This is a genomic window from Bacillus sp. CZDM1 (assembly GCF_055502545.1).
In genome coordinates this window covers 15,331-26,994 of sequence record NZ_JBUESO010000012.1, presented here as the reverse complement: position 1 = coordinate 26,994, position 11,664 = coordinate 15,331, and the positions used below count along the sequence as shown (strand labels likewise).

General features: G+C 38.4%; 11 protein-coding genes. 1 reads left to right on the top strand and 10 read right to left on the bottom strand.

Going from position 1 to position 11,664, the window contains the following annotated elements; genetic code table 11:
- Nucleotides 1-52 precede the first annotated feature (52 nt).
- From ACY3XC_RS22490 to ACY3XC_RS22455, 8 genes are all read right to left on the bottom strand, one after another.
- Nucleotides 53-763 carry an ABC transporter ATP-binding protein gene (locus ACY3XC_RS22490; protein WP_464870545.1) on the bottom strand — a complete coding sequence of 237 codons (711 nt, stop codon included), beginning with the start codon at nucleotides 761-763 and terminating at the stop codon, nucleotides 53-55.
- A complete protein-coding gene (locus ACY3XC_RS22485; RefSeq protein ID WP_464870544.1) occupies nucleotides 756-1,529 on the bottom strand; it encodes an ABC transporter ATP-binding protein in 774 nt (257 codons plus the stop codon). The genes ACY3XC_RS22490 and ACY3XC_RS22485 overlap by 8 nt, the downstream gene beginning before the upstream one ends.
- A complete protein-coding gene (locus ACY3XC_RS22480; protein ID WP_464870543.1) occupies nucleotides 1,501-2,478 on the bottom strand; it encodes a branched-chain amino acid ABC transporter permease in 978 nt (325 codons plus the stop codon). Before ACY3XC_RS22480 ends, ACY3XC_RS22485 begins: the two co-directional genes overlap by 29 nt.
- A 4-nt stretch (nucleotides 2,479-2,482) precedes the next feature.
- Nucleotides 2,483-3,367: a branched-chain amino acid ABC transporter permease gene (locus ACY3XC_RS22475; RefSeq protein ID WP_464870542.1), complete on the bottom strand. Its 885-nt coding sequence runs from the start codon at nucleotides 3,365-3,367 to the stop codon at nucleotides 2,483-2,485.
- Nucleotides 3,368-3,394: 27 nt separating this feature from the next.
- Nucleotides 3,395-4,564 (bottom strand): ABC transporter substrate-binding protein, encoded by a 1,170-nt coding sequence (locus ACY3XC_RS22470; protein WP_464870541.1) that lies wholly within the window; start codon nucleotides 4,562-4,564, stop codon nucleotides 3,395-3,397.
- A 299-nt stretch (nucleotides 4,565-4,863) separates the two neighbouring features.
- On the bottom strand, nucleotides 4,864-6,072 hold the full coding sequence (locus ACY3XC_RS22465) for an acyl-CoA dehydrogenase family protein (protein ID WP_464870625.1): 1,209 nt from the start codon (nucleotides 6,070-6,072) through the stop codon (nucleotides 4,864-4,866).
- 17 nt (nucleotides 6,073-6,089) lie between these two features.
- A complete protein-coding gene (locus tag ACY3XC_RS22460; RefSeq protein ID WP_464870540.1) occupies nucleotides 6,090-7,277 on the bottom strand; it encodes a CaiB/BaiF CoA transferase family protein in 1,188 nt (395 codons plus the stop codon).
- Between the two features lie 299 nt (nucleotides 7,278-7,576).
- Nucleotides 7,577-7,909 (bottom strand): DUF3870 domain-containing protein, encoded by a 333-nt coding sequence (locus tag ACY3XC_RS22455; protein ID WP_464870539.1) that lies wholly within the window; start codon nucleotides 7,907-7,909, stop codon nucleotides 7,577-7,579.
- Nucleotides 7,910-8,218: 309 nt separating this feature from the next.
- On the opposite strand from ACY3XC_RS22455, the gene ACY3XC_RS22450 reads away from it, so the two are divergent.
- On the top strand, nucleotides 8,219-8,746 hold the full coding sequence (locus tag ACY3XC_RS22450) for a CarD family transcriptional regulator (protein WP_464870538.1): 528 nt from the start codon (nucleotides 8,219-8,221) through the stop codon (nucleotides 8,744-8,746).
- Nucleotides 8,747-8,965: 219 nt separating this feature from the next.
- Here the strand turns inward: ACY3XC_RS22450 and ACY3XC_RS22445 are convergent, their stop codons facing one another.
- Both ACY3XC_RS22445 and ACY3XC_RS22440 read right to left on the bottom strand, forming a co-directional pair.
- Complete coding sequence (locus ACY3XC_RS22445) at nucleotides 8,966-9,790, bottom strand: cobalamin-binding protein (protein ID WP_464870537.1); 825 nt, start codon at nucleotides 9,788-9,790, stop codon at nucleotides 8,966-8,968.
- A 230-nt stretch (nucleotides 9,791-10,020) separates the two neighbouring features.
- Nucleotides 10,021-11,589 (bottom strand): IS200/IS605 family accessory protein TnpB-related protein, encoded by a 1,569-nt coding sequence (locus tag ACY3XC_RS22440; protein ID WP_464870536.1) that lies wholly within the window; start codon nucleotides 11,587-11,589, stop codon nucleotides 10,021-10,023.
- Between the last annotated feature and the right edge of the window lie 75 nt (nucleotides 11,590-11,664).

The following is an 11,664-nucleotide window of genomic DNA, read 5'->3' as shown; positions in this document are numbered from 1 at the left end:
ATCGAGTGTGTCACGCACCAAAATCAGGAATGCTATGTACACAGGTATTCCTCTAACTTGATCTTCTTCCAAGGTATGCTTCTACAATCCTAGGATCTTCTAAAAGAGTTTCTGATTTTCCGCTGATACTTACTTTTCCTGTTTCCAATACGTAACCATAGTCAGCAACCTTCAGCGCTTGCTTTGCGTTTTGTTCAACGAGGAGTACTGTCGTTCCAGTATCTCTTATTTCTCTTATAATCTTAAAAATATCTGCAACAATTAATGGAGCAAGTCCCATTGAAGGCTCATCTAAAAGCAATAGTTTTGGTCGTGAAAGTAACGCTCTTGCTATAGCTAGCATTTGTTGCTGCCCGCCAGAAAGGGTTCCGCCAAGCTGATTCTTTCTTTCTTTTAAAATCGGAAAGTGCTTCATGACATCTTCAATATCATTTCCAATCTCTTTATCATTTCGATGGTAAGCTCCCATTTCAAGGTTTTCCATCACCGTCATACTCGAGAGAATCGCTCTTCCCTCTGGAACAAGAGCAATCCCCTTTTTAACAAGCTGGTCTGGCCTTAAACTTGTAACATCTTCTCCTAAAAACTCAACAGTTCCCTGCTTTGGTTTTAATAACCCTGCTATGGTTTTCATGGTCGTTGTTTTTCCTGCACCGTTTGCACCAAGGATCGTCACAATACTACCTTGTTCCACTTCAAGGCTGACTCCTTTTAGTGCCTGAATTTTCCCATAAAAAGTCTCAATTCCTGATACTTTAAGCAATATGATCATCCTCCTCTTTTCCGAGGTAGGCTTCAATAACAGCTTGATTGTTTTGAATTTCCTCAGGTGTACCCTCAGCCAGTTTCTTTCCAAAGTTTAATACGGTAATTCGGTCACACAACTTCATGACAAGCGGCATGTCATGTTCAATTAAAAGGACGGTAATCCCTTTTTGTTGGACTTTTTTTATTAAATAAAATAATTCCTCTGTTTCGGTTTCATTCATTCCTGCAGCTGGCTCATCCAACAATAATAGCTTCGGATGACTTGCTAATGCTCTGGCAATTTCAAGTCTTCTTTGCTGGCCATAGGCTAAATTTTCTGCTGCAACATCTCCATAAGAGGATAAACCCACCAGCTCCAGGAGTTCATTTGCGGTTTGATGCAGCCTTTCTTCTTCTTGACGCTGTGATTTTATCCGAAAGACGCCGCTTAATACTCCCGATTTACTGCGGGTATGTCCTCCAACCAGCACATTTTCTAAAACGGTCATTTGAGAGAAAAGTCGGATATTTTGAAAGGTGCGGCAAATCCCCTTATCGGTAATTTTGTGGGGTTTGAGCCCCGTTATTTTTTCGTCAAGAAAGGTAATCTCTCCAGATGACTGGGGAAACATGTTCGTAATGACATTAAACATCGTTGTTTTCCCTGCACCGTTTGGTCCAATGAGACCGTAGATCTCACCATCCTGAATGGAATAGGTAACATCAGTTAAAGCGGAGATGCCGCCAAAGTTTTTAGAGATGTTTTTGATTTTCAGAACCATGAGCGGCCTCCTTTTTTGAAAACTTCTTTTTAAACCACTGCAAAGTCGATACATCAATCAATCCTTGCGGACGGAATGCCATCATAAAGATCAGAATAAGTCCATAAATGACATAGCGGTATTCGCTAATAAATCTTAGCGCCTCGGGCATGATCGTCATAAAAGTTGCTCCAAAAATAGCACCCCAAATGACTTCACTGCCGCCAAAAATGGCAAAAATCAGGATTTCGACCGCACGATGATAGGAGAAATCCGCCGGACTGATAAATCCCATAACATGAGCAAATAACGCTCCGGCAAAACCGGATATTACTGCTCCTTGCGCAAAGGATAACACTTTATAATAGGTAATATTGATTCCCATGGCTTCTGCAGCTTTTTCATCCATTTTGATCGATGCGAAAGCTCGTCCCACACGGGATTTGCTTTGTCTGATCAAAAACCAAATGAGCACAAGGTTAATAAGTAATAATATGATGAGGACGAGTAAATAAACAAATTGATTATTTCTTAAGCCGATTATACTTGGATCAAATCCGGCATCTCTAAAAATTCTGAAGAGCTCTCTGCCTATTTGAGGAATACCCGAAATTCCTATGGCACCTTTCGTAACAGATTCCCAGTTTACAAAGAATACACGGATGACTTCACCAAAGCCCAGGGTGGCAATCGCCAAATAAACACCTGTTAATCTGAGAGAAGGCATTCCAATCAGAATTCCGACGATCCCTGCAACTAAAGCCCCCGCAATGATTCCAATAATCATGGGTACATCATAGTTGATGGTTAATAAAGCAGACGTATAGGCTCCAATTCCCATAAACCCGGCATTTCCTAAAGAAAGTTGTCCGGAAGAAAGAGTAATGTATATGCTTAATCCGAGAATAATATTGATCAAAATAAAGGAAGCGACTTGTAGGTAATATGGATTGATTAATTCTCCAAGCATGCTATTACCTCCCCGCCCCAGCTGTCTTTTGCCCAAAAAGCCCTTGTGGTCTTAATAAAAGGATAATGATGATGGTTACAAAGGCAATGGCATCACGATATCCTGAATCTCCGTAGGCAACTACCAACGTTTCGGACAATCCAAGAATTAATCCGCCAGCCATGGCACCCTTCACATTTCCCATTCCTCCTAATATGATAATGGCCAGTCCTTTAAGTCCCATTGATAATCCCATTTGCGGGTTAACGGAGTTGAATGCCATACCTACTAATATTCCAGCAATACCACCCATTGCCGATGCAATAACCACTGTTAACGTAATGATTCGTTTTGTATTAACTCCCAGGATACTAGCCGTTTCCAAATTTTCTGCGGTTGCACGAAGAGCTTTTCCAGCTTTTGTTTTGGATAGCCAATAGGAAAGAGACATCATTAAAACAACCGATATGACAAAAATTAGGATTTGCACAACATAAACGGTGATGGAGCCGATTTGGAAACGAATCTCAGCAAACGCATTACTGAAAGGATGATTTCCTGCACCGAATATGTGATGCGAAAGATTTTCAAGTAATATCGAGACTCCGATCGTACTTATTAATGGAGCAAGGTGTGAGACGCCTTGCTTCCCGCGCAGCGGTCTTAGTGCAAAGCGCTCTAGCATATAACCCATAATGACCGTTACAATGATGGCCGCGGCAAACGCAACCCAAAGCGGCAATCCCAGTGTACTTGTAACGATTACTCCTATAAAAGCCCCGAACATAAAGATTTCACCGTGTGCCATATTAATGATGCCAAGAACCCCAAAAACCAGTGTGAAGCCAAGGGCAACGATGGCGTAGATGCTTCCTAGTGTTATTCCGTTAATTAGCTGCTCTAATAGCAAGGCATCTCACCCTTTTACTCAAATTTTTTATTCAAATATTTGAAACTTTCCGTCTTTGATGATAAGTACAGTCGGGTCCATAACAACATCCCCATCTTTATCAAAGGAGAATTTACCAAGGACACCCTCTAAGTCTTTGATTTCAGCAAGTGCATCGCGAAGTGCGTCCCTGTCAGCTTCACCTGCATTTTTTAAAGCCTCTGCATAAATATATAGAGCATCATAGGCCTGAGCAGCAAATTGGTCTGGTTTCTTGCCGAATTCGGCTTCAAATTTTTGTACGAAATCCTTTACCTTCGGATCTTCTTTATCACCAAACCATGGAGTGGCAACAATTAATCCCTCAGAAGCTTTTCCAGCAATTTCAATGACCTGCGGTGAGTTAAAGCCATTTCCTCCTACAAAAGGTACATCAATACCAATTTTTCTAGCTTGATCCATGATGACAGCGCCTTCATTATAAAGAGCCGAGCATAGAATCAAATCTGGATTAAGTCCCTTGATTTTGGTCAATTGAGCATTATAGTCAGACTGTCCTTTTTGGAAGGTTTCAATCGTTAAAACTTCAAGTCCCATATCTTCTGCTTCTTTTTTCATCGTATCAAATCCTGATTTTGTGAAAACATCGTCATTGCCGTACATGATAGCAATCTTCTTCGCACCGAATTTATCGGCTGCTTTTTTAATGGAGGCAGGAATGGCAAGTGACTCAGGCAATGAATTTCGGAAAACGTAGTCCCCAATTTGTGGAATTCCCACAGCGGTAGTGGAAGTACCCATAATAGGAATTCCATTTAAGTCCGCCTCAGGACCAACAACATTCATTTCAGTACTTAAAGTTGGTCCCAAAAGAGCCACGATGTCATCGTCATTCATGAGTTTTTGTGCAGCTGATAAAGCCTGTTCCTGCTTTCCTGCAGAGTCTTCAATCACAAGCTCAATGTTCACATCGCCTTTTGCATTAATTTCTTTTTGAGCTAACTTCAAACCACTTGTAATCGCTTCACCATAAGCAGCTCCAGGACCACTTAAATACGAGATGACTCCAATTTTGGCTTTTACGCTTTTACCTGCTTGTCCACCTTCTTTAGAATCATCCTTTCCTGATGTTTCTGTACTACTGCCGCTGCAAGCTGTTAACGCAACAATCAATAGAACAGAAATGAATAAAAATGTCTTGTTTACAATCTTTCTCATTGCACTACCCCCTAATTATTTAAAAATTTTAAATATGTATCTATTAAATAACAAAAATTTTACAAAGTAAATCATTTCGACGGAATTTTTAGAATTTTTGAAATTAAACAACGACATGTGAAATACATCTTTTCTTAAACTCCATTTTACTTTGATAATCATCTTTCCGACCCATCATATAAATTCTCCCAATAAAAAACCTGTATAGAATAAAATTCTATACAGGTTTTAAAAATTCCTATTAGATTGTCAACAGCCCGAAATGACCGGTTTTTCCTTATTTCATATTATTCTCGCAATTATTTAGTGACGGAACCTTGCTCAAATAGCCATGCAGGCAATTGTTTACGAAGAATCTTATCCTCCCTATAACCTAAAGCGTACTCCCCCTGCATAATCGTATGGATCTCCCTTGTACCTTCATAGATTACAGGAGCTTTGGAGTTCCGCAAAAAGCGCTCTACTGGATATTCATCTGAATAACCATAAGCCCCATGGATTTGAACAGCATCATTTGCAGCATCAAATGCAGCATTACATGAAATCCACTTAGCAAGAGACGTCTCCTTTGTATTTCGTTTCCCCTGATTCTTTAACCAGCCAGCTTTAAAAACTAGCAGTCTAGAAATCTCAAGATTGGCGCTCATCTTTGCAATCATTTGCTGAACAAGCTGGTGTTTTCCAATCTCTTTGCCAAATGTTTTCCGTTCATGGCAATACTTAAGACTTGCTTCAAGGCTAGCTTCTATTAAGCCTACTGCTCCTGCAGCAACAGTAAATCGGCCGTTATCTAGGGCAGCCATGGCAATTTTAAACCCCTCTCCTTCTTCACCCAATCTGTTCTCAACAGGAACTTTGACATCCGTTAAAAATACTTCTCCAGTATTTCCTGCGCGAATCCCCAACTTACCTTTGATAGCCTTCGTTTCTACTCCTGCAAAACTGCGTTCTACTATAAATGCAGTGATTCCTTTATGCCCAATATCATGATCTGTCTTGGCAAAAATCAAGAAATGGTCGGCAACATCACAAAGAGAAATCCATGTTTTAGATCCATTCAGAATATAGTAATCTTCATTTCTTGCAGCAGTTGTATTCATCGCAGCAACGTCAGATCCCGCATTGGGTTCTGTTAATCCGAAGGCACCAATTTTACGACCCTCTGCTTGAGGGACTAAATACTTTTGTTTTTGTTCCTCATTTCCCCATTGCAATATGGTCATGCTATTTAGCCCAGTATGAACAGAAACGGCTGTACGATAAGCAGTATCTCCCCGTTCCAATTCTTCACATACAATGGCCAGTGTATTATAATCCATGCCAGCCCCGCCATACTCTTCAGGGATACAGACTCCCATAACTTGCAAATCCGCCAATTTTTCCAAAATCGCTGGTTCAAAATGACCTTGACGATCCCACTCCTTAATGTTTGGAATGATTTCCTTATCGACAAATTTTCTAACCATATCCTTTACACTTTGCTGCTCATCTGTTAATTCAAAATTCATCATTTTATTTTTCCTCCCTATATAATTTTATTTTGTTTTAAATTTGAAATTTCTTCAGAATTGTATCCAATGCTCTCTAACAGTGCTTCAGTGTGTTCACCAAACAATGGAGGATGACGCCTCATGGTTACCGGTGTTGCTGATAATTTTAGCGGTGAACCTGTTAATTGAAGATTGTCAATTAATGGGTGTTCCATCTCCACTACCATCTCTCTAGCCTTTATCTGTGGATCCTCAAACATTTCAGCAACTGTATTGATTGGTCCATTAGGAATTCCAGCTGCATCTAATACTTCTTTCCATTCTTTCTTCGGCTTTTTTGACAGCAGTTCTTCACAAATGGCAATCAGTTTATACGTATTCTGTAAACGCTGTTCATTATGAATAAATTCTTCCATTTCTGCTAATTCAGGTCTACCCAGAACAGCAGCAAATCTCTTAAACTGCTGATCGTTTCCTACGGCAATAACAAGATCGCCGTCCTTGGTCTTAAACACCTGATACGGGGTAATATTTGGGTGCCGATTCCCCATACGTTTTGGAACCACTCCGCTGGATAAATAATTGCTTGCGACGTTAATTAATGAAGAAACCTGACAATCCATCAAGGAAATATCAATTTCCTGCCCTTCCCCAGTCACATTTCTATGTTGCAAGGCACCTAAAATCCCAATACAGGTATATAATCCTGTTAACACATCTGCAATAGCGACTCCAACTTTTACTGGACTCCCATCAGGCTCGCCAGTGATACTCATCAGACCACTCATTGCTTGAATGATATAATCATAGCCAGGTAAATCCTTATATGGACCAGTTGACCCAAAACCTGTAATGGAAGCGAAAATCAACCCAGGGTTATTTGCTTTTAGCTGCGGATAGCCTAAACCCATTTTTTCAAGTGTCCCAGTTTTAAAGTTTTGAACAACGATATCGCTTGTTGCTGCCAGTTTGGAAAAAATCTCTTTACCTTCTTCTGATTTAAGATTAAGTGTCATACTTTGTTTATTCCGATTTGCACTTAAATAATATGCACTTTCGCCATTTACAAAAGGCGGCCCCCAGCCTCTCGTTTCATCGCCCGATTCAAAGTGTTCAATCTTTATTACTTCTGCTCCCAGATCCCCTAGAATCATTGAGCAAAATGGTCCCGCCAGTACCCGCGAAGCATCCAAAATGCGGATTCCATCAAGTGCCCCCTTCACGCTAATCACCTCTTTCCGACTATTTGAAATACAAAAAGGAGCCAGCAAAACAAACAATGAAGTTCCTCATTGATTGCTCTACTGACTCCTACTCTTAGCTCGTCTTCCGACAAAGGAAGATCAAGTGAATATAGTCAATTTTATTTTAATCATTTGCTTTACTTTCAATCCGGTCGTGCAGCAAGGGTATTGCTGTCACCCAGTTGTTATATAAAATAATATATCAATAGTTAGAATTTTTCAATAATAATTGTAAAGAAATATATATTTTTTTATTCTTCTAACTCTATGAAAACCAATTACTTACTTTTTTCAGTAGATTTTATTTGTTGATAATGGAGATCTAGATCTTTTAATGCAGCCACCAATGCATTCGTAGCTTTACCTCGATAATAGGTTTGAAGTGCAGCGATTGCTTCATCAATCCCATCGTTTAAACTGATCCCCCTTAACACCTGACCAACAAATTCACGGGCATGTTCCGTTGCCAATGTACAGGATGCCTCGAGTATGACCCCATATTTTCTATCAATTTCTGCTGTAATCGTCAATGTTTCAAATACACTTTTAGCTGCTATCCCTTGGGGTAACTTTGCATGCCCAGCAATAAACAGGGTTTTTCCGTTCATCATCTGAAACTACCTCTCTTTTAAAAAAATAATTAATATGTATTACATAATTTATAGATGTCTAAAGGATTACGACTTATCACCAATTTATCAAAGGTGATCTATGTTTGGAAAACTTAAGTCTTGTTAATGTATTCTCCAAATAATTCAATAATCCTGTTCATTCTATTAATTGCAAAATTAATATATTTTACTTCACTCTTATGTATTACATAGATAAACATCGTCAATTAGATTGACAATACAATCAGAAATAGTGTAAAATAAGTTTAGTCAACCTAGTTGACTATTTGTTTTTAAGGAGGTAGCACTGTGTTTAAGATTGGTGATTTGATCGTCTATTCAGGACATGGTATATGCAGAGTAGATGAAATCTCTGAAAAGACATATACCGGGATTACTAAAGCTTACTATGTCATACATCCCATTGAAAATAGTCAGAAATTAACGATTAGTACCCCTGTAGATAATGATAAAACCGTAATATTGAAATTAATGAATAAAGAGGAAGCAGAAAACATTTTAGAATCTTTTAATTCTGCTGGAATTAATTGGATTGAAAAGCCGCAATTGCGTGGCCAAGTTTTTAAAGATATTGTGTATACTGGAAATCGAATGGATATTGCTAAAGTTGCCAATACCCTGCTGCGGAAAAAGCATGAAATTGAAAAGGCTAGTAGGAAGTTTTACGAACAAGATAGTAGAATTTTAAGTACCATACAAAATATCTTGTTTAAAGAATTGGCCATCTCACTCAATACTTCTCCAGAAGCTATTTTTGAAAAGATAAAAAGCATGTTACGCATTAACAATAAAACAGCTATTCAAGATATTTGTTAAAAAGGGAGAGAAACCCTCCATTTTTAAAATAAAAAGCACTCATAAATGTTGTACTAACAACATTATGAGTGTTTTTTTATGACTTATCCAAAACTTATTTTTCATTTACACTTGAACTTTCCTTATATATTTGTTCCGTATTAAAGCTTAAATAGCAAATATTTAAATCGTTCCAACAGGGATATATTCAGAGTCTTTCGATAACTATCATAAAAGAAATTAAACTTCCTCATCTAATAAAGGATCGTTATTTTCGTTAAATGGCGGGTAAATAGCAGGGTGAAGGATACTCGCTATTTTAAATAAACCAAGTAACAATCTAGGGGATGGCCTGCAAAATAATGGCTCATCTAATATATACAATTGATTGTTTTTAATAGCCGACAACTGTTCCGACCCAGGACGTTTTAGGATAACCTTTGGGTTAACTTTTTCTTTTTGTACCCCCACCCAAATAAGGCAAATAACATCGGGATTTCTTTGTAAGATCTCTTCCCACTCCGTTTTTACACTTGACTGTGCCATATCTTCATATATATTTCTTCCCCCTGCAAGTATACTAATTTCAGTTAACCAATTGGTTGCTCCAGGAGTAAAAATAGGTTTTGCCCACCATTCCCAATAAAGGGTTGCAGGCTTTTGCACTAAATTAGATAAAGATTGATATTTTTCGAGTATCGTATTGTATTTTTCAAATAATTGATTCGCCTTGTCAGAGGTATTCGTAACTTCTCCAACAAATAATATACTTTCTCCAACCTCCGTTAACGTCTTAGGATTGGGGACAATGACAAATGGGATGTTTCGTATTTTCAACTCTTCGATATTGCGTTCCATTCCGGGTACGGAGAGAGAGGCTAATACTAAGTCAGGCTGTAAAGCTTCCACTTTGTCCATATCAATATTCAAATCCGAACCTAATCTTGGCAATGATTGAATATCCTCCGGCCAATCCGAATAGTTATCCACTCCTACTAACGAAGATGTTAATCCTAAGTAGGCTGCTAATTCTGTATTACTTGGACATATAGATATTAATCTCATAAATAAACCTGGTTACTAAAATCTATCAAATTCTACATTTCGCCTCCGAACCAAGAAAAGGAGACATACCGTGACGGTTCCCACGTCATTCCATCAGGAAGGGATTTGCACCCTTGTCATGAACCTAATGTTCAAGACAGCCCGCGTTGCTCTGTTAGAGCCGGTGATTTGCAGTAGACCATTCCTTCCATTGGTCAGCCTACCACAAAGAATGGATTTTAGTACCAGGATTACACCTCCTTCAGTTGTAATTCCTGGTTCTTACTCATTAATGTTTTATGAATCACGTTCCATAGTTTCCAACTATGGTTTTCTTTGAAAATTTCTATATTTTTCAACAACATCCCCATATACTTCCGCCTTTGCTTACCGTTTTTTGACTTTTTCTCGGATTCTTCCATTGACCCAAGAATAGAAATCAACTTTGGCTTTACTAGCGTGCGTAACTGGTTTAGGATTTCTTGTGGTATTTTTTCATCACGACCAATCCCTCTTCTCCCAATCACAAAAGCAGCTGCTTCATGAACGGATAAGCCGTACTTTTTACTATATTTAAACCGTCCGATAACGGTTGTATAAGCGGGATTTACTTTTTTTATTTTAAAACCAAATCTAATTCCCCTAGTGATAATCGCCTTTTGTAATTTTGTTTTTGCAAACGAATGGACAAGACGGTTGAATCGTTTATTCGTATCATGATCTTGTTTTAGTTTGATATCTTCTATGACGATAGCTCCCACGTTCCAAGTCAAAAGATACTGAACGATTTCTTTTGCGATTTCTCCTGAAATATTGGACCTGCGGTTGCTTTTTACATATTCCATTTCATGACAATAAAGGGTTTTAGATTCTACTAAATTTCCTTGTTTGGTTAAAATAGAAACCGCTATGCGATCAATGTTCACATCAATTCCCGCAAGTAAATCAGACTGAATCGTTTCAGTCCAATTCAGCATAGAACCATGGACAACCTCTTCATAAGTGATGTGGACAAAGATCTTACTATTTTTCCGTTTTAACTCAATGGAATAGGGGATATATACTTCCATAGGTTTGTTCTTTGAGGTAACACCAACTTCATTGGGTAATACTACCCCAACAACATCATCGAAATATTTATCCGGTACATGTAGTTTGAATCGTAATCTAGGACTCCTTTTTCTACCCTCAACGAGTAGTGGATTGGCCACTTCTATAAAAAACTGCTGTTCCACCTCGTCGAATACGATTCGGGTGTTCAAATTACCCATTTTTGACTTATCACCACGAGAATAAAGGGTATTAGAACGTAGACCTTTCCATTCATTTCTTGATATTTTCCCTTTTAAACGCTCATAAAAATTCTGTTTTCCACCAAAGATGACGGTTGGAATTGTCTGGTCTTCCTGGTGTTTTAATAAAATGGATTCCTTTACTTGAAGTTTTTCTAAGCGGGCACTCAACCCTTTTAAACAGGTCTCAAGAGGAACTTTTTTCGGCCTTTTCCTACCTGTCTGATAATATTCTAATTTCATGGAGGTCTTATTAATTTTCCCTTGTACTTCCTGGATTCTTAAGGGTAATAGTTTTTTTTGACTTGAGATCGTGGCTTGGGCTTGCATGACAGCATCTTCAGCATATCTTTTGTTCAAATGAAAGAGAGCACTTATCGATTTAATTAAATTGTTTGACTGTTCACCCTCTACCAAGCGATTAAAGGAATACCGCAAAGCAGAACAAAAAACTGTCATTAATCGATTTAGTTCTTCAAACTCGGCGGCACTACCATCGGCTATTTGACAAATTTTCGTTACCTTCATTCCACCCCTCCTAACAAGAACAAATGTTCTATATTAATTATAGGATTTTATTGGAAGAAAGTCAAAAATTAGTCC